The 23,658-nt window shown below is 50.7% G+C and carries 23 protein-coding genes, 5 tRNA genes, 2 rRNA genes, 1 pseudogene and 1 riboswitch; of the genes and pseudogenes, 9 read left to right on the top strand and 22 right to left on the bottom strand.

Annotated features, from left to right (window positions below):
- Positions 1 to 35: 35 nt before the first annotated feature.
- Positions 36 to 1,532 (bottom strand): xylulokinase, encoded by a 1,497-nt coding sequence (xylB, locus tag FCN15_RS17820; RefSeq protein WP_138496328.1) that lies wholly within the window; start codon positions 1,530 to 1,532, stop codon positions 36 to 38.
- A gap of 47 nt (positions 1,533 to 1,579) precedes the next feature.
- Positions 1,580 to 2,896: a xylose isomerase gene (xylA, locus tag FCN15_RS17825; RefSeq protein ID WP_138496329.1), complete on the bottom strand. Its 1,317-nt coding sequence runs from the start codon at positions 2,894 to 2,896 to the stop codon at positions 1,580 to 1,582.
- A gap of 236 nt (positions 2,897 to 3,132) precedes the next feature.
- On the opposite strand from xylA, the gene FCN15_RS17830 reads away from it, so the two are divergent.
- Together FCN15_RS17830 and FCN15_RS17835 are read left to right on the top strand one after the other, a co-directional pair.
- Positions 3,133 to 4,320: an ROK family protein gene (locus tag FCN15_RS17830; protein WP_238996741.1), complete on the top strand. Its 1,188-nt coding sequence runs from the start codon at positions 3,133 to 3,135 to the stop codon at positions 4,318 to 4,320.
- An 88-nt stretch (positions 4,321 to 4,408) separates the two neighbouring features.
- Entirely contained in the window at positions 4,409 to 4,735 is a 327-nt protein-coding gene (locus FCN15_RS17835; protein ID WP_138496331.1) for a LytTR family transcriptional regulator, read from the top strand.
- Between the two features lie 134 nt (positions 4,736 to 4,869).
- On the opposite strand, the gene FCN15_RS17840 is transcribed toward FCN15_RS17835, so the two are convergent.
- Entirely contained in the window at positions 4,870 to 5,865 is a 996-nt protein-coding gene (locus FCN15_RS17840) for an aldose 1-epimerase (RefSeq protein ID WP_138496332.1), read from the bottom strand.
- 113 nt (positions 5,866 to 5,978) lie between these two features.
- Between FCN15_RS17840 and FCN15_RS17845 the strand changes: the two genes are divergently transcribed.
- Positions 5,979 to 6,887, top strand: a complete 909-nt coding sequence (locus FCN15_RS17845) for a C40 family peptidase (protein ID WP_162515398.1) — start codon at positions 5,979 to 5,981, stop codon at positions 6,885 to 6,887.
- Positions 6,888 to 6,911: 24 nt separating this feature from the next.
- Here the strand turns inward: FCN15_RS17845 and FCN15_RS17850 are convergent, their stop codons facing one another.
- Positions 6,912 to 8,165 (bottom strand): MFS transporter, encoded by a 1,254-nt coding sequence (locus tag FCN15_RS17850; protein ID WP_138496350.1) that lies wholly within the window; start codon positions 8,163 to 8,165, stop codon positions 6,912 to 6,914.
- A 72-nt stretch (positions 8,166 to 8,237) separates the two neighbouring features.
- Complete coding sequence (locus FCN15_RS17855) at positions 8,238 to 8,867, bottom strand: SGNH/GDSL hydrolase family protein (RefSeq protein WP_138496334.1); 630 nt, start codon at positions 8,865 to 8,867, stop codon at positions 8,238 to 8,240.
- Between the two features lie 154 nt (positions 8,868 to 9,021).
- On the opposite strand from FCN15_RS17855, the gene FCN15_RS17860 reads away from it, so the two are divergent.
- The gene (locus FCN15_RS17860) at positions 9,022 to 9,933 is read left to right on the top strand and encodes a J domain-containing protein (protein WP_138496335.1); all 912 of its coding nucleotides are present in this window, start codon (positions 9,022 to 9,024) and stop codon (positions 9,931 to 9,933) included.
- Positions 9,934 to 10,082: 149 nt separating this feature from the next.
- Here the strand turns inward: FCN15_RS17860 and FCN15_RS17865 are convergent, their stop codons facing one another.
- Positions 10,083 to 11,603: a DHA2 family efflux MFS transporter permease subunit gene (locus tag FCN15_RS17865; RefSeq protein WP_138496336.1), complete on the bottom strand. Its 1,521-nt coding sequence runs from the start codon at positions 11,601 to 11,603 to the stop codon at positions 10,083 to 10,085.
- Positions 11,604 to 11,609: 6 nt separating this feature from the next.
- A complete protein-coding gene (locus tag FCN15_RS17870; protein ID WP_138496337.1) occupies positions 11,610 to 12,059 on the bottom strand; it encodes a MarR family winged helix-turn-helix transcriptional regulator in 450 nt (149 codons plus the stop codon).
- Positions 12,060 to 12,248: 189 nt separating this feature from the next.
- Between FCN15_RS17870 and FCN15_RS17875 the strand changes: the two genes are divergently transcribed.
- Together FCN15_RS17875 and FCN15_RS17880 are read left to right on the top strand one after the other, a co-directional pair.
- Positions 12,249 to 12,560 (top strand): ArsR/SmtB family transcription factor, encoded by a 312-nt coding sequence (locus FCN15_RS17875; RefSeq protein ID WP_138496338.1) that lies wholly within the window; start codon positions 12,249 to 12,251, stop codon positions 12,558 to 12,560.
- Between the two features lie 94 nt (positions 12,561 to 12,654).
- Positions 12,655 to 12,801, top strand: a riboswitch (FMN riboswitch).
- A gap of 114 nt (positions 12,802 to 12,915) precedes the next feature.
- Entirely contained in the window at positions 12,916 to 13,860 is a 945-nt protein-coding gene (locus FCN15_RS17880) for a DMT family transporter (protein WP_138496339.1), read from the top strand.
- A 1,329-nt stretch (positions 13,861 to 15,189) separates the two neighbouring features.
- Here the strand turns inward: FCN15_RS17880 and FCN15_RS17885 are convergent.
- The 8 genes and pseudogenes from FCN15_RS17885 to FCN15_RS19550 form a co-directional block, all read right to left on the bottom strand.
- Complete coding sequence (locus FCN15_RS17885; protein ID WP_138496340.1) at positions 15,190 to 15,453, bottom strand: hypothetical protein; 264 nt, start codon at positions 15,451 to 15,453, stop codon at positions 15,190 to 15,192.
- A gap of 13 nt (positions 15,454 to 15,466) precedes the next feature.
- Positions 15,467 to 16,489, bottom strand: coding sequence for a major capsid protein (locus FCN15_RS17890; RefSeq protein ID WP_138496341.1), 1,023 nt, complete (start codon positions 16,487 to 16,489; stop codon positions 15,467 to 15,469).
- A 25-nt stretch (positions 16,490 to 16,514) separates the two neighbouring features.
- Positions 16,515 to 16,838: a hypothetical protein gene (locus tag FCN15_RS17895; protein WP_138496342.1), complete on the bottom strand. Its 324-nt coding sequence runs from the start codon at positions 16,836 to 16,838 to the stop codon at positions 16,515 to 16,517.
- A 16-nt stretch (positions 16,839 to 16,854) separates the two neighbouring features.
- Positions 16,855 to 17,469, bottom strand: a complete 615-nt coding sequence (locus FCN15_RS17900) for a phage scaffolding protein (protein WP_138496343.1) — start codon at positions 17,467 to 17,469, stop codon at positions 16,855 to 16,857.
- A gap of 124 nt (positions 17,470 to 17,593) precedes the next feature.
- On the bottom strand, positions 17,594 to 17,755 hold the full coding sequence (locus FCN15_RS19230) for a hypothetical protein (protein ID WP_162515399.1): 162 nt from the start codon (positions 17,753 to 17,755) through the stop codon (positions 17,594 to 17,596).
- Entirely contained in the window at positions 17,752 to 19,572 is a 1,821-nt protein-coding gene (locus tag FCN15_RS17905; RefSeq protein WP_138496344.1) for a minor capsid protein, read from the bottom strand. The genes FCN15_RS19230 and FCN15_RS17905 overlap by 4 nt, the downstream gene beginning before the upstream one ends.
- Positions 19,569 to 19,760, bottom strand: a complete 192-nt coding sequence (locus FCN15_RS17910; RefSeq protein WP_162515400.1) for a hypothetical protein — start codon at positions 19,758 to 19,760, stop codon at positions 19,569 to 19,571. Before FCN15_RS17910 ends, FCN15_RS17905 begins: the two co-directional genes overlap by 4 nt.
- Positions 19,744 to 21,186 (bottom strand): annotated as a pseudogene (locus tag FCN15_RS19550) (phage portal protein). The gene FCN15_RS17910 and the pseudogene FCN15_RS19550 overlap by 17 nt, the downstream one beginning before the upstream one ends.
- Positions 21,187 to 21,549: 363 nt before the next feature.
- Here FCN15_RS19550 and FCN15_RS17920 point away from each other — a divergent pair.
- Genes FCN15_RS17920 through FCN15_RS17930 form a run of 3 tightly spaced genes read left to right on the top strand, consistent with a single transcriptional unit; the run spans position 21,550 to position 22,576 of the window.
- Entirely contained in the window at positions 21,550 to 21,837 is a 288-nt protein-coding gene (locus FCN15_RS17920; protein WP_238996742.1) for a tyrosine-type recombinase/integrase, read from the top strand.
- 12 nt (positions 21,838 to 21,849) lie between these two features.
- Positions 21,850 to 22,320, top strand: coding sequence for a site-specific integrase (locus FCN15_RS17925; protein WP_138496347.1), 471 nt, complete (start codon positions 21,850 to 21,852; stop codon positions 22,318 to 22,320).
- Complete coding sequence (locus FCN15_RS17930) at positions 22,307 to 22,576, top strand: tyrosine-type recombinase/integrase (RefSeq protein WP_162515402.1); 270 nt, start codon at positions 22,307 to 22,309, stop codon at positions 22,574 to 22,576. The genes FCN15_RS17925 and FCN15_RS17930 overlap by 14 nt, the downstream gene beginning before the upstream one ends.
- A gap of 93 nt (positions 22,577 to 22,669) precedes the next feature.
- Here FCN15_RS17930 and FCN15_RS17935 read toward each other — a convergent pair.
- The 7 genes from FCN15_RS17935 to FCN15_RS17965 all read right to left on the bottom strand — a co-directional run.
- A tRNA-Gly gene (locus FCN15_RS17935) sits at positions 22,670 to 22,743 on the bottom strand.
- A gap of 10 nt (positions 22,744 to 22,753) precedes the next feature.
- Positions 22,754 to 22,830, bottom strand: a tRNA-Pro gene (locus tag FCN15_RS17940).
- 10 nt (positions 22,831 to 22,840) lie between these two features.
- Positions 22,841 to 22,924: transfer RNA gene (locus FCN15_RS17945), tRNA-Leu, on the bottom strand.
- A gap of 32 nt (positions 22,925 to 22,956) precedes the next feature.
- Positions 22,957 to 23,033: transfer RNA gene (locus FCN15_RS17950), tRNA-Asp, on the bottom strand.
- Between the two features lie 11 nt (positions 23,034 to 23,044).
- Positions 23,045 to 23,119 (bottom strand) — tRNA-Glu (locus tag FCN15_RS17955).
- A 30-nt stretch (positions 23,120 to 23,149) separates the two neighbouring features.
- Positions 23,150 to 23,266, bottom strand: a 5S ribosomal RNA gene (gene rrf, locus FCN15_RS17960).
- Positions 23,267 to 23,554: 288 nt separating this feature from the next.
- Positions 23,555 to 23,658: ribosomal RNA gene (locus tag FCN15_RS17965) — 23S ribosomal RNA — on the bottom strand; the annotation flags it as partial.

Consider the following 23,658-nt stretch of genomic DNA (forward strand, 5'->3'; position numbering starts at 1 on the left):
TCTTTAGTTATCGGTAATTCCTGATTTTCAGGAAACTACGAACGAAACGCTTCCAGCTTCCGGTTCAGCAGCTTTGTGCTTCCATAAACCTCTTGGTACAGCGGATACAGCTCATTGTACAGCTTCACCTTGTCCTCGGAAGGCTGGTAGCTCGCTGCTTTGGCAATAAACTTGCCTGCGCATTCCTTGAGAGAGCCGTACCATTCGAGTCCGGCTGCAGCAAGCATCGCCGCGCCCATAGCCGGGCCCTGCTCACTCTCGAGACGCACCACTTCAGCTCCGAAAATATCCGCCTGCATTTGCAGCCACAGCTCGCTGCGTGCTCCGCCGCCGATGGAGACAATCGTATCGATCTGTTTACCGGCAGCCCGCAGAATTTCAATCGATTCACGCAGGGAGAACGTAATCCCTTCGATGACTGCTCGCGTAAAATGCTCCTTCTTATGGCGAAGATCCATGCCGATAAAGCTGCCGCGGATGGTGGAATCCGCGTGAGGCGTACGTTCGCCGGACAAATACGGCGTAAACAGCAGGCCGTCCGCACCGGCAGGTACACCTGCCGCTCCGACCAGCAGCTCGTCAAATGAAGTGCCCGGGGCAAAGGTGTCCCGGTACCAGCTGAGGCTGCTGCCAGCCGCCAGCGTTACACCCATGGCGTAAAAAGCATCCGGTTCGGCATGGTTAAAGAAATGCACCTTGCCTTCGTAATCGGCTTCCGCGTTCTCCTCATAGGAGAGGATAACCCCGGAGGTGCCGATACTGCACAGCGTTTCGCCCGGCCCCAAAATGCCGGCCCCGGTAGCGCCGCAGGCGTTGTCAGCTCCGCCGCCAAACACCTTGACGTCCGTGGTCAGGCCGCTCTGCTCTGCCATTTCTGGCAGCAGCGTGCCCACGCACTCCGTCGAAGCGATCAGCTTCGGACAGAAGCTCTCGTCCAAGCCAAATGCCGCAAGCACCTCCGGACTCCAGCGTCGTCCGGCTACATCCAGCAGCAGCGTGCCGGCGGCATCGGAATAATCCATGCCGAGCTCGCCTGTCAGCCGGTAGCGCAGATAGTCCTTTGGCAGCAGGAAGATGGAGGCTTTGGCGAACAGCTCCGGTTCATTTTGCTGAACCCACAGAATCTTAGGCAGTGTAAAGCCTTCGAGTGCAGGATTCCGGGTGACCGCCAAGAGCTGCTCCCCAAGCTTCTCTTCAATTTCACGGCACTGCTTGGTCGTGCGGGTATCATTCCACAGAATCGCGTTGCGCAGCACTTGATGGTTCTGATCGAGCAGCACCAATCCGTGCATTTGCCCCGAGAAGCTGATGCCTTTGACCGCTGCAGCATCAATGCCGTTCTCCTTCACAAGCGTGCGAAGCGCGGAAAGGCTTTTTCCTACCCATTCCTCGGGATCCTGTTCACTGTAACCGGATTTTGGCTGAATAAGCGGGTAAGCCTCCGATGCTTCCCCGCACACCTTCCCATCACGGTTAACCAGCAGCGCCTTGACGGAACTGGTTCCCAAATCGATGCCAATTACATACTCCATTGTTGTTCTCCTTTGCATTGCAAGCCTTAGAGCGACCTCTTAACGGCTTACAGATCTCCAAGGATGTATTGGTTGATGGTAGCGCGAATCAATTCCAGACGGCCGGATTTGTTATTTTCAGGGTTGTTCTGAAGAGCGTACTCTTCCAGCGATTTCAATGTAGCCTTACCAGAAACGATAGATTCGCCCAGTTCACTCTTGAAGCTGGAGTACCGGTCTTCAACGATATTTTCGAAGTAACGGTCTTCGATCATCTTAGCAGCAACCTTCAGACCTTTAGCGTAAGCATCCATACCAGCAATATGAGCATAGAACAGGTCAACCGGCTCGAAAGAACCCCGGCGTACTTTCGCGTCGAAGTTTACGCCGCCTTTGCCCAAACCGCCGTTTTGCAATACTTCGTACATAGTCAATGTAGTTGTGTACAGGTCATAAGGGAATTCATCTGTATCCCAGCCGAGCAGTACGTCGCCTTGGTTCGCATCAAGGGAACCCAGTACACCGTTATCACGGGCTACACGAATTTCATGTTCAAACGTATGTCCAGCGAGTGTAGCATGGTTAGCTTCAAGATTCAGTTTGAAATGATCTTTCAGTCCATAAGTCTGCAGGAAGGACAGTGTAGTAGCCGCATCAAAATCGTATTGGTGCTTTGTTGGCTCTTTTGGTTTTGGTTCGATCAGGAATTGAGCATCAAAGCCGATTTCTTTAGCATAGTCGATAGCCATACGATACAGACGAGCCAGATTATCCAGTTCAAACTTCATATCTGTGTTAAGCAGAGTTTCGTATCCTTCGCGGCCGCCCCAGAATACATAGTTTTGTGCACCAAGCTCTTTGCCGACTTCCAGACCTTTTTTCACTTGTGCAGCAGCGCGCGCATAAACGACAGCATTGCTGGATGTACCGGCACCGTGAGTGTAACGCGGGTTGCTGAACATGTTAGCTGTATTCCAAAGCAGTTTGGTTTTGCTTGTCTTCATGTAATCCTTCATCATCGCAACGATGACATCCAGATTTTTATTTGTTTCCTGAAGCGTTTCAGCTTCTGGTGCAATGTCTACGTCGTGGAAGCAGAAGAATGGAACGCCCAATTTTTCATAAAATTCGAAGGAAGCTTCTACACGGAATTTGGCTTGATCAAGTCCGCTGTAGCTTTCCCAAGGACGAAGCGCGGTGCCGCGGCCAAACATATCAGTACCGTCAGCAACAAAAGTATGCCAATAAGCGGTTGCGAAGCGCAGATGCTCTTCCATCGTTTTGCCTGCTACTACTTCTTTAGGGTTATAATGTTTGAACGCAAGCGGATTCTTGGAGGATGCTCCTTCGTAAGCGATTTCATTAATATCAGAAAAATGACTCATTTCAAAAAACCTCCTAGATATGATGAACTGTTTTCGTCTATTATCATAATACAGCTTTCTTAGTTTGTCTATTGGATAAACAAAGTAATTGAAAAAAATTTACTCCCGCTTTACACTTACTATAGCTTTATTGCTTACTATGAAAACTTTCTATTATAAACTTGGTTGCCCGCTTGGCCCCCTCTTTGGGTTAACCGGCCTCAATGTTATCTATCATTCTATTCGGGGGGATTGTTGTGAAGCAAACCGGAGACCTGTTCCTGGTCAAGAAAATAAATAAATCCATCGTGCTGGACACCATCCGCGCCCGCTCGCCTATTTCCAGAGCTAAGGTTTCGGAATCCACCGGCCTGAATAAAACTACCGTCTCCAGTCTCGTCAACGAGCTGATCGACGAACATCTGGTTCATGAAATGGGACCAGGTGAATCCAGCGGAGGCCGCAAGCCTCTCATGCTGCTGTTTAACGATCAGGCCGGCTACGCGATTGGAATTGACGTTCGGATTGATTCGGTTTCGGCTGTTCTGACCGACCTCAAAGGCGCTATCAAGGACCGCTGCTTCTTTAAGCTGAGCTCAGCCGAACCTCAGCATGTCAGCAGCATAATTGCCCGATCCGTCAGAGAGCTTTCAGCGCGCGCGCCGGAGAGCCCATACGGTGTGGTCGGCGTCGGCGTCGGCGTTCCGGGTATCGTGGATGAGCAGGGCAGTGTCCTGTTTGCCCCCAACCTGCACTGGTCGAACGTTCCGCTGCAGCAGATGCTGATGGACGAGCTTCAATTACCTGTCGTGATTGATAATGAAGCCAATGCCGGAGCCGTCGGAGAACATAAATTCGGTGCTGTCCAGGATACACAGAACCTTCTCTATATCAGCGTCAGCCACGGGATCGGCACAGGCATTATTATGGGCGGCCACTTATATAGAGGGTCGTCGGGCTTTGCGGGCGAGGCCGGACATTTCTCTATCAAGCTCGACGGCGCGGACTGCTCCTGCGGCAACAAAGGGTGCTGGGAGCTGTATGCTTCCGAGAATGCCCTGCTGTCAGCTGCCTCCAGCCTTGAGAGCGTACAAGCCTTAACCGGACACGGACCCGTAACGCTTGAAGAGTTGATCGGACTTGCCGAGCAGGGAGATCCGGACATTTTGGAGATAATGAACAGCGCCGGCCATCATCTTGGCATCGGGATCTCTAACCTGATCAATCTGTTTAATCCCGAGCGCGTAATCATCGGCAACAGGATCGCCCTTACGGAGCCCTGGATCGCAAAAAGCCTGTACGATACGGTGAAGGAAAGATCCCTTTCGTTTCACTATGCCAGAGTAAGCCTTGAAATTTCCAGGCTGCATCTGGATTCAGGCGTGCTTGGCGCAGCCTCGTTTGCACTGCAGAACTTTTTCGCCAAAACACAGATTTCCTTATAAAAATTTTCAAAACACCTTATCTCCGCCTATGGAATATGCTATAATTGTAAGCGCTAACAACACATCTTTCTGAAGGGGGATTCTAAAGATGAATGTAGCATATCCGGAAAAGGATGTTTTCGAGAATTTCTCGCCGGCAGAAGACGCCTATTTCTTTAAGATCGGCAGCAAGGGACTCGTCAGCTTTCACGGCCGTAACTATACCATAAAGAGAAAGTTAACTGCCGAAGAACAATTGAGTCTGATGAACCATCCAAGCTTTGTCCGGGTCGCTCACCAGTGTTATGCCAACAAAGACAAGATCAGCGGGCTGGAGAACCAGATGCTCTTCTTTGGAGATAAGGAATCTTATCCCCGGACGTTAACTGTCGCCCCATGGCTCCAGCGGCACGTCAAGAAGCAGCTCTCTCATTAACGAGCTTTCTTCAGCTCTCATTCTCCTCGGTCCCATACCACTCTCAGCTGCTTCCATCACTTCACTCCATTATCATGAGAAAGAAAGACGTCCTCTATGCAGAGAACGTCTTTTTGCTTATTTCACTCTTTTGCTTATTTCACATAGAAGCGGGCGGTTTCTTCCCAAATCTCTCCAGGCTCAAGCCCGATCAAGCCTATTTCGTCAGCAGGCAGGTTCGTGATATTTGGAGCGTTAACCAGGTTCATCTGCGGTTCCGGACAGAAGAAGCCGGGAGTCGCGCCATTGTTCCAGATCATCCACTGCTTATAGGAGGTTCCGACATCATAGACGAGCGTCAGGTTCAGCTTGTGATCCGTCAGCTCCATCCGGCTGCGTCCCTGCTGCGGTACTGCCGTATAGTGATTGTCCATCGACTCGGCAAACGGATAAACGCCTTCTCCTTTCAAAGCCTGGTCGAAGCCGGATAATTCCTGATACTTGCCGGTTGGAAGCATGCGCTCCGACATTTCCCAGCGCTCGCCGATCGTCAGCTTCACTTTGCAGTCCGTGCTTTCACTTTCCCGGGAGAAAGGAGCATTAACGGCTGTGTGGAAAGCAATCAGACACGGCATAGCGGCTTCCCCTTCATTTTTCACGATTACATGCTGGGACAGTCCATCACTGCTGAGTGCGTAACGAAGCTTGACCGTAAATTTAAAAGGAAAATAGCTGTATACGCTGCTGCTCTCGTCCACTTTGATTTTTACCGTTACATAGCTTTCCTGGCTGGTAGTCCCGAATTCTTCCACTTCCCACGGAACCGTGTGCAGAAACCCGTGCAGGTGGTTGCCTGTCGCTTCTTCATTGACGGGAAGCTGAATGACCTCTCCATTCCATGGGAATTTTCCATCTTCATAACGGTTTGGCGGGAACAGCACCGGAATGCCATACACACCAGGAGCAGCTTTAAAATCCTCAATTGCCCCTTCTTCCGGCTCTCTGAGAAATTTATACCCGTTCTCATTGTCTCTAAAGGCAATCAGATTGCCGCCCGTTTCCGGGAGCATCACAGCTTCATATTTGCCCGCCTTAAGCCAGACTGCCTTCTCCCCCTGAAAATTACCTTCATAGGCCTGATATTGGCTCATGTTTTATTCTCCTTTTCAGCTCATTTTTTGTATTCTGCTCTTACATAAAATCCGGCGAACCATCACACACTTCTGGTGTAGTTATTTACATGCAGAAACCGGAGGACCGCTTAATGAAATTACCCTTATGGGCCAATTCCTTACCTGCCGCTGGATTAGCAGTGGTTCTGGCCGTCTCCCTGACAGGCTGCAACCACTCGAATCCCCAAAACAAGACGCAAGCCAATCAAACCGGCACTCCCCGTGTGCTCAGCTTTGATAACAAGCAGGGGTATCACGACAGTGAGACAACACTGAAACAGATTCCGCTGTCCCTGGCCGCGAAGCAGCTTGGGCTGAACATGGTCCGCCGCGGTGATGAATACCTGATCGGGCTCAGCGATGTGCTGTACAGGGTCAAACCCGGACAGGCTCACGCCCTTTCCATGAACCACCCTGTTATTTTAAGCCATGCGCCGGAGGAAAGAAATGGGGATCTCTACTTTACCCGCAATGCGATGAGTGATCTGCTCGGCACCCAGGTTGGCTGGAATAACGCCAAGCACGAGATTATTTTTGCTCCTTTTCCTGGCCGGCTTGCCCATGATTCAGTCGTCCCAGGCCAAACGCCGCGGATTCATATTCAAAGCAATGTTGATGTTAACAGGCTGATCAGCTATGCGAAGACGTTCATGGGAACCAAATATGATTTTGGTGCCGGCAACTATAAAGACACAGGAACCTTTGATTGTTCTTCCTTCACTCAATATGTTTTTGGCCGGTATAATGTAAACCTTCCGAGATTGGCCAAAGATCAGGCCCATACCGGGACCCCAGTAAGAAAGTCCGAGCTCGAAAAGGGCGACCTTGTCTTTTTCACCGTGCCTGGCCGCTTTAAGAACGATAACATAGCCGGACACGTCGGTATTTACATCGGCAACGGGCAGTTTATTCACACTTGGGGCGCACCTGGCGTGCAGATCACCAATCTTGACAAAGAACATTGGAAAGACATGTATTTGGGGGCCAGAAGAGTCCTTTAGACCCTTCCCCCTTTTTTTCTTTCTTCATCTGAGCAATATCCGTTTTCCTAAAGTTATAACAAGCACCAGCATTCCTGCTCCAACTGCCAGTTGCATCCCGTATACCTGGACCCAGTCCGGTGCATCGCCAAGCCATTCCTGCAGCTTCCCTCCAAGCAGCGGGCCAAAGAAACTCGCCATCCCCGTAATAGCTGAATAGGTGGCCATGTACATCGGGCGGTCCTTCTTAGGCGTATCCCCGATCATAAAGTTAAAAGCAAGCTGGTTAAAGCCGCCGATCCCGATTCCCAGGAAAGCATGGGCCGCCAGCAGGACCAGCAGAGTTGGAAATACCGAAAGCGCTCCCCACAATAAACAGGAAGCCGCAACAAGAGGCAGTGTCCAGTACAGTAGCTTCTTGTTGCTGAATTTGGCGTTCAAATTCCCCCATACGTAGAAGCTGCCCATCATAGACAAGGTCTGCATAATGTTCATCAGAGATACCGTTTGATAGCTCAGATTCAGCCTTTGAAGCATGATGTACGAGTATAGGGGAACAACCAGGTTCTGGAGAAACAGAAACCCTGCCAGAAATGCCGTAGACTGAATAAAGGAGGCATCCTTCAGCGGTCTTTGCAGCATGGGCCAGAACTTCGTTTCATCCGAACGCTCAAAAGGAATATCGGGATAAAAGAAAAAGATGGCAATATTAGCGGCTATACATATCCACACCACAATGTACAGGATCAAGAACCCTTGACGTTGCGGATAATGATCCAATAAGACTCCGCCGGCAAAAAGAATCACTGTCCCTGCCGCATTCAGCAAAGTATTGCGGATGCCAAAGTACCGCCCTCTTACCCGCTGGGGCACCAAATCACTGATAACGGAGCTCCACAGCATCCCGCTGATTGTACCAAATACACATGTCACCATGTAGAGAACGATAAATGCCGGTACCCAATACTCTTTGGGAAACAGAAAGGGAACAAGCCCGGTCGTCCCCCACAAGGTCCGGTGAAGGATGATAAAAATAATCAGCGGCCGTCTCCGGCTTCTCAAACGCTGAATAAGAAACGCCACCGCGATTTGTGCGATGTTCACAAAGGTCGTGATCGCCAGAACAAAGCCCAGTTCACCTGAGGTAGCTCCCAAATAAAGCAGAAAGCCCGTCAGAAATTGTCCACCCAGCAGAGTCTGGAAAATAACCGAAGGAAGTCCTTCCCAGCTGGCAATAGACAGATTATTTCGGTGAATGGATGGTTTGCTTCTCCTGTGAGGCTTAACAGCTGCTTTCATTAACATGGGGAATCGCCTCCGGCAAACAGTTCGAACCCGTTCAAATTGATTTCTGCCGCTCTTTGCGCTTTCTTATTTTGCGCCTGCTGCTTTGAGCCAGGCATCTGCAATCAGACCATGGCCTGCAGCAGTTGGATGAACGCCGTCAGCGGCCCAGTAAGCGGCTCCCGTCCGGGTGCTCGCCGCATTAAATAAGCCATCGAGCGGTATGTACAAGGAGTTAAATTCTTTGGCCAGCTCCCGGACGGCTTGGATTTTGGGATTCAAATCCTCATACCAGCCTTTTTGCTCCTCCGTCACAGGAACTACAAACGGCTCAAGCAGAATAAATCCCTTTACGCCTTGCGTAAGCGCTTGCTGAATTAAACTGCGGTAACCCTCATAATATCTTTCGGCAGAGGTAGGTTCATTATTGTCATAACGGCGCCAGGTGTCATTAATGCCGATCAGAATAGAGACATAGTCCGGCCGTACGTCAAGGCAGTCCCTCTTCCATCTTTCTTCCAGATCGGCAACCCGGTTCCCGTTAATGCCTTTGTTCATAAAAGATATTTGTTTCTCGGGATAAGCCCTCCCCAATTCTGAAGCAGCCGCAAAAGCATAGCCGGAGCCCAAGCTGTCCGGGTCCTCATAATTCCTTCCGCAATCCGTAACACTGTCCCCGATAAAGAGGACCTTTGAGTTATTTTCAAACACGCACATTCAATAAAACCTCCTCTGCAATCTGCAAGTTTGTAAACGTATTCCTAATTGTTTATCATAATACTAGCGGGGGAAATGGTAAAGCCGTCAGCTTATCCAAAACGGCAACTTCATATTTTTATAACAATCAAACAGAGGAGAGAGCGTATTAGTTATGGATGAGTTGAGAAATGCCTACGAAACCCTTGGACTGGAAGAAGGAGCCCCAAGGGAAGAAGTGAATAAGAAATACGATCTGTATGTGCGGAAATTTCGCTCGCGCGGCCGTACAGCCGATCCGGATGCAGAAGACCCGTTTGAGAAGATTAACCAGGCTTACCGCTATATCATCAATTATGAAGATTCACAAGTCATTGATCAGAAGCGCCAGGAGCGTTTTGGAAAATGGGGAAGATTTGCCGGCCAGGCCGAACAACTCGATGATTTTCTCCGTCTCCACCGCACTAAAATTCTAGTCTCCCTGATTGCCGCAGTTGTGCTCATTATCGGAATCTCCATGTATGTCAGTCACCGTCAGGAACAGGAGCGGCTTGCCAAACTGCCGCCGGCCGATCTCTCCGTCATGTTTGTCGGAAATTTCGTACTTCCTGAAGGAGATGATTCGAACGAAGCCCTGGAACAGTCACTGCTGGCGCCATTTTCGGATTGGAAGCGGATTACAGCGAAAGTATCCTATTTTCCCGGAGATGGAGTAAGTTCGGGCCAAATGGGAATGGCTCTTCAGCAGAAAGCACAAATTGACGTTATGACCGAGAAGCCTGATTTGTATATCATGGATAAGTCCTCCTTCGCTTGGCTTGCCCAAGGGGGAGCTCTCCAGAACCTCGACAGCTATGCTGACGGAGAACTTAAGTCCCTGCTGAGCAGTGATGAAGTGGTTAAGGAGTCAACCGAAGAAGACACCTCTTCTCATATTTATGGAATCGATCTATCGAACAGCTCCCTCGCTTCAAGCTTGGCAATCGGCAAGACGGATATGATCGTCGGAATCCGGGGCGGTACCGAATTGTCGGGTAATACCCTGAAATTTATCAAAAGTTATCTTGAAGCTGAACAAGCTAAGTAACGTCCTAAGTATCCGGTCTACTTCAATCCCATAAAATAATAGTCTGAATAACAGTCTAAATAACAGTTAAGAATACAAAAAACAGCCGGCACAGGTAATTACCTGAACCGGCTGTTTGCTTTTACTATTCTTTTGCTTATTAGAGCAGCTTAGCCTTTTGAAGCCACAGACACGGTTTTGCTGTCCAAAGGAGCAGATTCCTTGTTCACCTGCACTTTTCTAATGAAGAACGCAAGCACCAAAGCTACAACGGTAATCCAGGTTGCTACAATGAACGCCTGGTCGATACCATACACCGTTGCATCCTGGGTCAGCTTGCCAATCGCTTGTGCATTCGCAGGATCCTGCGGGTTCAGACCGCTGGCTTTAACCAGTTCAGTTCCACGGTCAGTAGCTCTGTTGTTCATAATTGTAACCAGGAAGGCAGTTCCCAGCGCACCGGCGATCGTCCGCAGTGTATTGGACATTGCCGCACCATGCGCATTCATCTTGGCAGGCAGCTGGTTAAGACCAGCCGTTTGCACCGGCATCATGACCATGGACATACCGAACATGCGGGCGGTATATACAAAGATCAGGTGACCGTAAGTAGTGTTTACAGTCAAGTCACTAAATTCGTAAGTAGTAAGAGTAGTAATAATCAAGCCGATTACAACCAGCCATCTAGCGCCGATTTTATCAAAAATAATACCGGTAACCGGAGACATGATCCCCATCAAAATTGAACCTGGCAGAAGCAGCAGACCGGATTCGAGCGGCGAGAAACCGCGGATATTTTGAAGGTAGATCGGCAAGAGAATCATACCTGCATACATTGCCATGGTAACGACAACGTTAATTACTGTAGTCAGGGAATACATATTGTATTTAAACACACGCATTTCCAGAAGCGGTGTCTCTGCCATAAACTGGCGCCATACAAACAAGACCAGTGCTACCGCACCAACAACGATGCTGACAATAACCTCTGTGGAATCCCATCCTTTGCTTCCGGCTTCACTAAAGCCGTACAAAATTCCGCCGAAGCCCAGAGTAGAAAGAATTACGGATAAGTACTCAAGTTTAGGTTTCGAGTTCGGCAAAACATTTTTCATGAACAAGAAGCCCAGAAGAACCGAAATCAATCCCAGCGGAAGGATAATCCAGAACAGGACATGCCAGGAGTTATGTTCAATCACCCAGCCGGATAAAGTAGGGCCGATTGCCGGGGCAAAGATCATTGCGATCCCCATCATACCCATTGCTTGACCGCGTTTCTCAATTGGGAAGATCGTCAGGAAAATGACGTTCATCAGCGGAAGCAGGATGCCGGCGCCTAAAGCCTGAACAATACGGCCGACCATAATAACTGAGAAGTCAGTTCCTATCGCACATATAAACGTACCAATTGAAAATAAAATGGTAGCTGTCAAGAACAACGCTCTGGTCGTAAACTTCTGAACCAAGTAGGCGCTCAATGGCACCAGCACACCGTTGACCAGCATAAAGCCGGTAGTCAGCCACTGGATTGTCGTAGCCCCTACACCAAGATCGTTCATCATTTTTGGCAAAGCTACGTTCATCAGGGTTTGGTTCAACAAGGCTACAAATGCTGCAATCAGAATCGCAGCGACGATCGGGCCCTTTTTCAGAACCGGAGCAGAAGCTCCACTTGTTTGTGTTGCACTCATCGTGTTCTATTCTCCTTCTTTCTCTGTTTCTAATAAATTTATAATAGAACGAAACGTTCTTATTAAATGGGTCATATCTTCGGACGGAATTTCGTTCAACCTGCTCATTGCTTTCCGGTATAACAGGTTTGTTGCCTTTTCGATCTCCCTTCCTTCATCAGTCAGATGCAAAGTAACAGACCTCCGGTCCACATCCGAACGTTTCCGCTCGACATGTCCGGCTTTCTCCATCCTGTCAATGATTCCGCTGAGAGTACTGTTTCCTAAATGAAGATGTACGGCTAAGTCAGACATGCTGATTTCGGGCTGCTTTCGAAGTTCGACTAGGACATAGAACTGGATGTCCGTTATCCCCATCTTCTCAGCTTGTTTGGATACGACCTGGTGAAAGGTTCTCTTTAATTCACGAAAGCCGTGAACCAGTTCGTGAAGTTGGTTCCCTTGTTCCAAAGACATATTTCCTTCCTTCCCGAATATTTATCTTCTTTAAAATTTCGTACACGAAATATTAAAACTCTTTTCAACCTAAAAGTCAATCCATTTTTTCTGAAAAAAACACATTTTTTCATCCGCTTACAGTGCTTTCATATGTATTAGCCGATGATTTTGAATTGACATATCGAAAAAGACCGATATAATAATTTTATGGACTATACATTGATATTTAAAGCATTGTCAAATGAAACAAGATTGCAAATGCTGCAATGGCTCAAAAATCCCGAGCAATATTTTCCGGCTCAAACGGAACATTCAGCAGATCAGGATTCCTGGGGCGGCATTTGTGTGGGCTCGCTTCAAGACAAAGCCGGCCTATCTCAGTCAACCACGTCGCAATATTTATCTCTGCTGCAAAGAGCAGGACTGCTGGAAGCCAAACGCTGCGGTCAATGGACCTATTACCGCCGCAATGAAGCAGCTTTAAAGCTGCTCGCCGAATGGATTGGCAAGGAATTGTAAAAAAAGCTTGCATTAAGTCGTGTCAATGATATAGTTGACATATTCATTTCTTATTTTTGTGTATTCTTGAATTAAACAATATAACAAAATTTATTAGGATCTTCGGGGTAAGGTGAAATTCCTAACCGGCGGTGATGCTCTCTGAGCTCAGCCCGCGACTCGCTGCTTGCTTTTGGCCTGCAGCGACTGACTTGGTGTAATTCCAAGGCCGACGGTAAAGTCCGGATGGAAGAAGATCATCAATAAGCATGTTTTGCTCGGCTTCTTTGCCATGACCATCATGTTTATTTGATCACCCCCGATTGTCGATACTGACGGTCGGGGGTTTCCTTTTTAAGATCCGCAGGAGGCTATCATGAACAGTATTAATCAAGCTTTACCAATGCCCAAGCAACGGGTAAAAAGCGGGTTTTGGCTCGTAGTCATCGGCGCGGCGCTGTGGGGTGTCGACCCTATTTTCCGGATCATGCTCTCAAAATATTTGAGCTCCTCACAAATCGTGCTGCTGGAACATATCATTTTATTCCTGTTCTCGGCTCCTATCCTTTGGAAGCACCGGACCGAGCTGCGCGGATTAAAAGCCCGGCATGTCGGCGCCCTGCTGTTCCTTTCTTGGGGCGGTTCTGCGATTGCTACTATTTTGTTCACTCAGGCACTAGCTTCAGCTACCAATTATAACTCGGTTCTCCTGCTCCAAAAGCTGCAGCCGATTTTCGCTATTCTGTTGGCCCGCTTACTGCTGAAAGAATCTTTCCCCAAAAAATTCGGCGGCCTTTTAGTATTAGCACTGCTTGGCACCTATTTCTTAACTTTTGGCTTCAGTGTTCCTTTTGGGCACATGAACGAATTTGCTCAGACGGCCAGCTTGCTTTCTCTGGGTGCCGCAGTATTGTGGGGCGGCTCAACCGTCATGGGCCGAATTATGGTTGGAAAGATGGAATACGAAGCCGTTACGTCACTTCGTTTTATTCTAGCTTTGCCGCTGTTGATTGTAATCTCAATGACCTCACACGCTAGCTGGAACATCCCTTCGGACGCAGGCGTAATCGGCGGAATTACCATCAACATTGTTCTGCAGGCTGTGCTGCCGGGTTTGTTCAGCCTTCTCCTTTACTATAAGGGACTGATCACTACCAAAGCTTCAGTAGCAACACTCGCCGAGCTGAGTTTTCCTATGGTAAGCGTACTGATGAACTGGGCACTCTATCATGAAGTTATTAAGCTTCCGCAGCTGATTGGCTTTATGCTTATCTGGATCGTACTGTTCCTAATCTCTCGTCAGCAATCTGCTAAGGCCTAAGCTCTTATAAGAAGAAGCTAACTTAAACTAGCCCGTCATTGTTAAGCGTGATTAACAATGGCGGGCAGTTTTTTTGTAGCAGATTACTATATAAAGTGCGAATTCTCTCCAGTTCGGCAAGTCTTTCTTCCAAATAGCGGGGCATCGGATAATTGAGACGTATCATACCCGTCATTTTTACAAAGAATAACCAGCATTCAGCGCCTAAAGAAGGGCTTAGAAAAAGACTTAGAGAAGACATAGAGAAATCATTGCCTTTACGAGCTCGAATGATATTCGGTCATTGGTCATTGAATTTGGAGCTAGACACTGCTAATAACGAGCAAAGGGCATAAACAAAGCTGTAGCGCAGCCTTTGCTGAACGTTGATCTCAATTTACGCTGATCTCAATTTACGCTGCTATTGCATACTTCTCTCAAAATACAGAATCGTTTCGTCCCTCCACTACGGAGGGCCTCATATTCTAACGAGTCAATAACTGTTTCATTCAGAGTACAGTATCTCCAAATACTCCAAATAGCAACGGGCAGGCGTCAATCCTTAGCCCTTCTTTAGCCTTTCTGACTATGCTCCAGAACGAAACATGAAATTCCGCCTGCTATACAAAACTGGAACCTTTCCATGACTTGCAGGTTTACTTTACAGTTTCATATACATCTTGACAGCGAGCTTTAACAAAACACTATCTACAACAATACACTATAGTCCTCTTTACGAAGACCTTACCAAAGGACACATTTGGGCTGCCGTACTTGATTTAATAAACCACCAAAGAAATATTTAAAAAAACAAAAAAACTCTTGATAAACAAGAGTTTAAGTTTACTAATTTGGAGCGGGTGATGGGAATCGAACCCACGCTACCAGCTTGGAAAGCTGGCATCCGTACATGTCGTCGTTAACCCATGATAATAAAAACCCAGTAAACTAGGCAACTTTAAATTTTCAAGATGGCCTATAGATACCTATGCTACCCATCCGCAGTAAATAGAAGCTATATAGAACAAAGAATGACCACCAAGGATTATTCCTCGGTGGTCTTTTTAGCGTCTCGCTCAATCTTCTCTTCTATAGCCGTCAGGATGAAGTCATTGAGACTCAGGCCTGCTTCTTTGGCAGCCGCCTAAATTATTCATTCAAAGAGAAACCCCGTCAGCCAAAGCTAACAGAGCTTCTCTATTACTGTTTCCAGGTTTGCATTCAATACTTCCGCTGCCTGATCTCATCCATATAGGAGCGAATAAGACCATCAAGCGCTGTGCTCGACAACCCCATCCGCTGCCGGATCAGCTCCAGTACCTCGTCTTCAAGCGTCACGACGATCCCTCCTTACTGGACCGCCTTAATCTTGGCCAGAATGTCTTCTTTCTTCGCGGCGTCGCCCAGGTCGATCTGATGCTCGGCAGCGTAAGCCTTGAGCTCAGCCACCGTCATGTCTTCAACCGACTTGTCCGCCAGCTCGTCGTTCTCTTCCAGCACAGTGACATAGTCCTTTAAGCGTTCATGCTGATCAGCAGGCAGCGAAAAGGACGCCCCTTTTTCATAGAGCGTCCCGTCGTGTTCGATTGGAATATTGTTGACTTCAACTATCACAGGTCATCCCTCCTTAAATTACGGTCGCCTGGAAGACGTTATCGGCTTCCGGAAAGCTCGGCAGAGCCGTAGCAACAGCCTTCGTCCAGGTGCTGACCGGATCAGTTCCTTCCTCGTACACCATAGCCAGCACATTGCCAACGGACTGCGTCTGAATGGATGGGTCACGAGTCAGGCGGATTTCCTCAGCTGTCGGGCCGTAGATCGTTTCGCCGAGCGTGCCGTCGCCGAAGAGCGCGATTTTGTTCTCCGGAAAATAATGGGCAGTTGTAAAGGTGCCGTTGGCCAGCTGCTTCTTGTATTTGCCGTCGTAGACCGCAATCTGCGGCAGATCCAGCTGCTGCAAGTAGGCATTCAGCTCCGCACGGGATGCCATTCGGCTGCTGCCGTTGACGCCGTACAGGGCGCCGACCACTTTCGGATGCTTGACCAGTGTCCCCAGCACTTTAGAGGACGTCAGGGCACGCGTCGGACGAACGTCCAAAGCATTGACCCAGGTCATCAGCGCAGCAATTGGATCGGCAGAAGCATCCGACCACAGGCTTGTGCCGCTCAGCACGACCTTATGATCCGCCGGTACACCGTAATCAATTGTCGCGGAAAGGTTGTTTTCAGCCAGCGTAACGGTACCGCTCGCCAGCACCTCCATCCGCATGGCTTCGACGCGGGCGCGCACGCCGGCGACCAACACGTCGATATCGTTGTAGACTTGGCCCATCAGGTACTGCTGCTCCGCATCGGTCCGCGGGCTCTCCAGTGCGATGATCTCACGCTCACCCATACGCAGCTTCCGCTTGATCAGCGCCAGCTCCAGGGCCATCTTGCTGGCTTCGCGCGTGCCGATTTCGGATTCCGTGTCAAAACCATGGACCGATGCAATGACCGGGATCCGGCTGGCACCGACGATGGCGTCAAATTCCAGGGATTGCTTTTTCACTTCCGGGAAAAGCGTCTCGCCAAGCAGCGCCGGGTACTCATGGTTCTGCAGATAATTCAAAATTTCTTTCTGAGTAAACAATTCCAATACAGTAGCCATATGATTTTATCCTCCCTCTTCGGCCTTAAACGACCGTCTTGAATTTGATCTTGCCGGCCAGTGCCGTAATAGCCGCAGCCACAGGTACTACTGGCAGACGAGCTTGCAGGACCCAGCCCTCAACCATGACTGCGCCAGGCTGCGGACCGCTCGTCACGTCAATGTCATTCAGCAGGATCCCGACGGCCGTAGCGTCGTTGGCTGGCCATACCGTGCCCGCGGGAACAATCTTGCGGCCCTTAGAGTCCGCCGTCACGCCGCTGTCGCTGATTTGGTAGGTAAAGCTCACATATTTCTGGCTGGCCAAAAAATTCGGCTGCGAGACGCTTGTTCTTTTCACGTAAACCATGTGTTATGCTCCTTTCTTAGCCCCAGGGATTCGGTGCGGCTGCGGGGGCTTTACCGCCTTCATTTGCCGCTTTTGCAAAGCTTGCGCCAACACTGGCTTCTCCGCCGCTTCCTCCGGCACCGCCGCCCTCCGGCGGCTTGGCACCCTTGAACGTCGGCTTGGCCTCTTCTTTCTGCGCAAACAAAAAGCCCTTGCTCTCACGCAGGGCCTTCACTTGGTCGTCCAGCCCGCCCTTCACGGCGCCGCTGTCGTCCAGCTCAATCTTCGATTTGTCCAAGAGCCCCGCCACAATGTCCGGGTCATGCGCCTGACCGGCCAGCGCCAGCTTGATGGCTGTCGTCAGCTGCAGGTCCTTGACCTTGGCTTCATACTGCTCTTTAGTGGCCTTGTTCTCGCCCTGCAGCGTCTCGATCTGCTTCTTCAGCGTCTCGTTGTCGCCGGCGGACTTCTTCAGGTCCTCCAGCTGCTTGTCACGGTCCTTCAGGGTATCCTCCGCGCTTTTCTTGGCCGTGTTGATCTCGTCGAAGCGCGCCTTTGGCACAAAGCTCTTCAGCTCGTCGGCCGATGCAGCGGCGGCCTTCGTGGCCAGGTCTTCAGACAGCCCCAGTGCGATAAACTGCTCTTTATTCATAACAGATTCCTCCGTTTCATCTTCGCTTGGTATCCCGGTCGCGTCCGGTGATGTCTTGTTCTTTAACGTCTGCAATACCAAAAAGACGGCATGAAAAAGGCACCCTCGCGGTTTGCTTGAGTGCCTATAGCTTCAGTTCCTGATCCTGTATTAATTTATCGAATCTTGACTTGAACTTGTCGAATGCTGGCTGCACATCATCCGGAGCCTCTGCCTTAAGACGTACGGTGTTCTCACCAAATTCAATCCACGGCAATAATACTAGTGGCACAATGGGCTGGGTCATAACTCGACCTCCTTCAGTTTTTGTTTTAGGATTTTGAGAATCTCCGAAGCCAGGCGCCGGGGACTATCGCTTCCTACGGCCTCCGCAACCGCTTCGGCCAATACTTCTTTCGTATTCGTGTTTGCGTAATTGCTCAATTCCCGCTTAATCACTTCTGGCGTATGGTCCAGACCAAGATTCCTCAAGGCCTCCTGCAGGATACCTGCTGAAAATATTCCGCGATTGATTCGCATGAAAGCGATCTGGATGTCGTCCTCACTCATCGGGATTCCGGTCCAGCCTTCAAACAGTTTTAGTGCATGCGCGTACTCCAATAAATGCCCGAACTCATGGATGAAGATGGACTGCTTATTGGAACCTGCCGGCCAGTGCTGGGCGTCTACCGATGCCCTGATTATATCATCAATGTCCGTTGAATTGTAATAGTGAGAAGAGACCTTAAGTTCGGCTTGAAGTATACCCTCAGCGTATCCCAAAGATGCCTGTGCTACGAATTCATCTGTATCAACCGCCTGAATGGTCTTCGCAAAGCCCTTTATGGCTGGGAACTCTGTTAGCGCCTTGCTGATCGCCTCGTTGATGCTGTTCGCGCTGTCCAAGTCCATGCCGGTGTAATCGACGCGATCAAAGCCGTAATCATTCAGGGCCGCTTCTTCAGCCTTCTTGATTGACTCTGCAGGAGCGAAAGGTGGTGGCTCCGAGTCGGCGGCTTCGGGCGGTTCAAGCGGAGAAGGCAGTGGCGGATCCACAACCTCCGGCACCTCCGGTTCAACCGGCTTGACGGCTTCCGGCGCCCGCTTGGCTGCCCAGTCCGCGTAGGTCGTATCCTCCGGAACAGTGTAATAGTTGCCGTCATCATCCTGCGCGGCCCGCTCTCCGGTCGGCTCGGCATCCTCTACCACCGGAACCGTCGTTGACCGGCAGCGGACATGCAGCGGCGGGTAGTTGACGCCGGTCTGCGCATCGCCGAGCTTGATTCGATTGCCGTCCATGCTCCGGCAGATCTCGCTGGTCCGCTTGTCCAGTGTGGCCAGGAACTCAAATTCCTTCACGCCGGTCTCCTTGTAGGCGTCCAGGCGAGACTGCCCCGCAAAATGAGCTGCCTCCGTGAGAATCAGCCGCTCGGCGTTGCTCTTGGCCACGCCCATCCGCTTCGCAAAGTCGGAAATGAGCTTGTTCGACGTGGAGCCGTTGATCAGGCTCTGCGTCAGCGTCGTCTGCAGCTCATTCACCAGCTTCGTCCGGTCCGCCCAGATCCGGCTGCTGAAGTTGCTGCCGTCCGGCGCCCAGGGCTTGGCCAGCGTCTTGTCGATCTGGCCGGCATCGAGCTTCGCGAAGCCGGTGCCAAAACCCTTACCCTTTTCCAGCTCGTAAATGGAATGGTAATAGCCATCCTTGTACGTTTCGCCGAGTACCTTGGTGGCGCCCTTCTGCTGACGACCGGACAGCTGCTCGACCTCGTTCCGGATCTGTGTCTGAATCTGCTCCAGCCGGTTGATGTGCGTTTTGGCGCTGGCGTTCTCCAGCTCTTTCGCCCAGCGCTGGTCAATAGCGTTCTCCCGGCCACGCTCAATGTACTCCTCGACGGTCCACTTGAATTCCTTCAGCTCGGACTTGCTGAGCAGCTTCTTGGCATCGGCCAGACTGACCTCGTTATTGGCTGCCAGGCGGCCGTACCAGCGCTCCACGTCGGCAGTGATGCGGGCCAGCGCCTTATCGTATTCTTTGCGCATATCGGCCGCGTAGGCGTCACCTTTGGATAGCAGCGACTCCTGCAACTCCTCCATGCGTTTTGCCCAATATTCTGCGGACTTCATTCTTCATCCTCCGGTGGACTCGGCACAATGAATCCGATACACGGGCTGCCATCCACAGGCGGCTCCCCGTGAGCCGCGTTGATCAAGCTGGCCAGGGCCTCGATAGTAGCAGGATCGCTCTTCCCTCCCTCGTAGGCTCTAAGCGCTGAGTCTGCAACGGTTTGAATCAGCTTATCCACTTGCTGCATTGTTTCCTTGCTGAGCATCGCCACTGCCTCCTTCCGGCGGTAAACCGCCGTAATCTGCTGCCTCGTCCCGCTCCTGATCCATCTGCTTGAGCTCCGCGTTTGTGTCGCTTACCCATGGGTGATTGGCTACGATAGTTCGGGTGGAGATCACGCCGACACTGTTCTTGGCGTTGGTTACAGCCTCTGTCTCGTTGATCAGAATGTCACGATTGAAAATGGACTCGACGTCCTGGTCGCTGTAATCTGTGCCCGCCGTATTGGCGATATGGGTATCGACGAACCATAGAAGCTGCTCGAGCGCCGCCTGGAACTCGGACTCCATGTCGGACATGTCCATGTCCAGATCGGCGTACAGGAATTTCAGCGCGATGCCGGAGGCGTTCCCGACCTCCTGCCGCTACGTGTCGACCCCGCGGCCGAACTCGTAGATGTTTTTGCGGGTCTCCTCCATATGGTTCTGGTAGGCAGCCGTGTCGATCGTGATGCTGATCGTATCGACGCCCCCCTCGCCGTCCACAAAGGCCACCCGGTACATTGCGATATTCTTCCGAAACTCGCCGCCGCTCGTGCCGTTGTAATTCTTGACCACGTAAATGCTGTTCGGCAAGTCCTCCAGGTTGTTGGCATTGTCCGATTTCCGGCGGTCGTAGTCGTCGACCTGCTGCTTGATCAGGTCAATCAACGGCTGCTCCTCATCGTTATACTTGAAGCAAATGAACGGCAGACGCTCCCAATTCATAGGCTTCGTCATCTCACCCTCCACATACGAGAAGTGACTGGTCTCTTCGATCAGCTTCAGCATACCGTCGTCCTCGAACAGCTTCATTCCGGATTCGTCCCAGAACTGGATCCGCCGAACGACCCGCTTGCTCTTGGCCACATAGGTCTCAAAGTCGTAGATCCGAACGAACGCAGCCAGCTCCGTGTGCGCCGAATCGCGCCACAGCGGCAGGCACTCCTCCGGCTGCAGCCGCATGAAGGACAGCTCGCCTGCCTCGTTGTAGTAGACCTGTAGCCAGGCCTTGCCGCAATTGATGGCGTCCTTGCCCAGGTTCTTTAACATCCGGCGGAATCCCTTGTCGAAATAGCCGTCCAGTAGCTTCTGATAGGCGTCGTCTTCCGTCTTGGCCACGAATGGCCGAGAGAGCAGATAGCCGGTCTTCTGATCGACCAGCTTTCGGACAAAGCCGTGCGGGATCCGGTTATCAGCCAAGTTATGCGCTTCAACCAGCCGGCCATCGTCGCCAATGGTCAGCCGGCGGCGATCCACGATGTCATTCTTTACGCGGTAGTACCGCTTGCCGGTCAGCATCAGTCGCCTATCTTCGGATGCCAGCCAGGCGCTGGTCTCGATCCGGATGATCTCCGGCTGGCTGAGCGGAGCGTTGGCGTCCAGGTTGTCCAGTATTTCCTGCAGAGTGCTCATAGGCCCCCTCCTCTCGTTATTTCTTGAAGCTAACACCGCCGCGCGGCATGTCGTCCTCGAGCGCGTACCGGCATTGGTCGAGATTATTTATCTCAGGCAGTCAAGTATTAGGGGAACAAGAGGAAACCGGGGTACTTTTCTTAATCCGAGATTTAGCAAAGAAGAAGTAAATCATGTCTTACACAGAACATTTAGGCGGCAACAAATACCGGCTATGCGCCACAAACCCAACCAAGGCAACCAGAAAGCTCGTGAGCAAGTCTGTAACCGTGCCGGAGGACATTTGCACGTTCGGTCCGTAAAACACAAGCCTGGCTGAGACTGGAGCTTGCGAAGTGGGAAGAAGAAGTCGAATTGGGAACTGTGCAGGGCCGAATCGAGAAGATAAGCTTTAAGGATTTCGTTCCGCAATGGAAAAAAGGCTATGCCAATCAGCACATGGGTGATAATACTCGCCGTAATGTCATGGGGTATGTTGATTCCTATCTCATGCCTGAGTTCGGGGTTGTCCGCCTGGATCAGATCCGCCCTCTTCACCTGGTCACCTTCTTCGCCGGCTTGATCCGGAAGGATGAGAAGCTGATGGCCACCAATACCAAGCTGAACATTTATAAGGCAGCCAAGAGCATTTTTGATGCTGCAGCTGTTTGATGCTGCAGCTGATTGGAAGGTCATCAAAGAGAACCCCATGGACGGAGTGCAGCGGCCGACGATCGGCAAGAAAGAGAAAAAAGCCATGAAGACAATCAAGAAGAACTACACCACTCACAAGAGGTTGAGACGCTCTTGGCGGCGTTCTACGCCCTCCCTACCCATTGGAGGCTGTATTTCACCGGGGTGATGCTTGGCGGCTTTAGACGGGGCGAGTTATTGGCCGTTGAGTGGCCAAACGTGGATTATGAGCAAGGAGCGATCTACATTGAGAACCAAATCACCTTTGACGAAGACGGAAATAAGATTGAAGCTGAAGTAAAGACAGAGGAATCAGAAGGCTGGGTCGCCATGCCAAAATGGTACATGGAGGAGCTGCGGCGTTATGAACGGGAGTGGGGAGAAGCTCAGCTGCAAGAACTGGGAAGGCGGAGACAAGCAGTATATCTTCCACGGCGGTCGTGGCGTGATGTACTATCCTAATACTCCCTCTCTAACCTGGAGACGCTTCATGGCTACGCATAACCTTCCTCCTGTCAAACTACACGACTTACGGCATACAGCAGGCATGCTATTGCGCGAGAGCGGCGCAGACCTTAAGACGATCCAGGAGCGGCTGCGGCACACCAAGATCGGTATGACCGCAGATATTTACACGCATGAATCTGAGATCATCAGCCGCGAAGCTGCGGACCGGTTAGAGGGGCTGCAGCCAAAACAGCAGAAATTTGCCCCATGAATTGCCCCATAAAACAAAAGAAGTCATGGCTGTGACGAATTTTTCGCAAGAAAAAAACCCTTGCGGCACAAGGGTTTCAGCTACTTTTTAATTTGGAGCGGGTGATGGGAATCGAACCCACGCTACCAGCTTGGAAGGCTGGAGTTCTACCATTGAACTACACCCGCAAATTATAAATGGTCGGGATGACACGATTCGAACATGCGACCCCCTGGTCCCAAACCAGGTGCTCTACCAAGCTGAGCTACATCCCGAGATTAGATATGCGGTCGAGAGGACTCGAACCTCCACGGGGGTTAGCCCACACGGACCTGAACCGTGCGCGTCTGCCAATTCCGCCACGACCGCATATTTAATTTAAATGCCACTTATAAGATAAATGGCGGAACCGACGGGATTCGAACCCGCGATCTCCTGCGTGACAGGCAGGCATGTTAGGCCTCTACACCACGGTTCCAAGAGTTATTATGGTGACCCGTAGGGGATTCGAACCCCTGTTACCTCCGTGAAAGGGAGGTGTCTTAACCCCTTGACCAACGGGCCTTATTAAAAATATGTATTCCTAGAAGGAATGCTTGGCGGCGTCCTACTCTCCCAGGACCCTGCGGTCCAAGTACCATCGGCGCTGGAGGGCTTAACGGTCGTGTTCGGGATGGGTACGTGTGGAACCCCTCCGCCATCGCCACCAAACGCGCATTTACAACGTAAATGCTTCATTCAGGTTACAGCATCGCCAAATGCTGAAAGCTCGTCTTACTAAGTGTAATTGCTTGAATTACACAAGCTAAACTTTGCTCCCTGAAAACTGGATACGAAACAATCATCTACGAATTAGCCCTTACTCCGTTCCGGGGTCCCCGAAAAGTAATCGGAATTACCTTCGAAGCCTCACGTCACTTTTTGGGGTATCTTTCTGGGCCCCGCCAAAGTACTCGGAATCCGCTTCGTCAGCTTTTTCTTCACTTTGGTGGGTACTTTTTGGATAAGCCCTCGACCGATTAGTACTGGTCAGCTCCATGCATTGCTGCACTTCCACCCCCAGCCTATCTACCTCGTCGTCTTCAAGGGGTCTTACTAATTGG

The organism is Paenibacillus pinistramenti, from assembly GCF_005869875.1.
Taxonomy (GTDB): Bacteria; Bacillota; Bacilli; order Paenibacillales; family Paenibacillaceae; genus Fontibacillus; species Fontibacillus pinistramenti.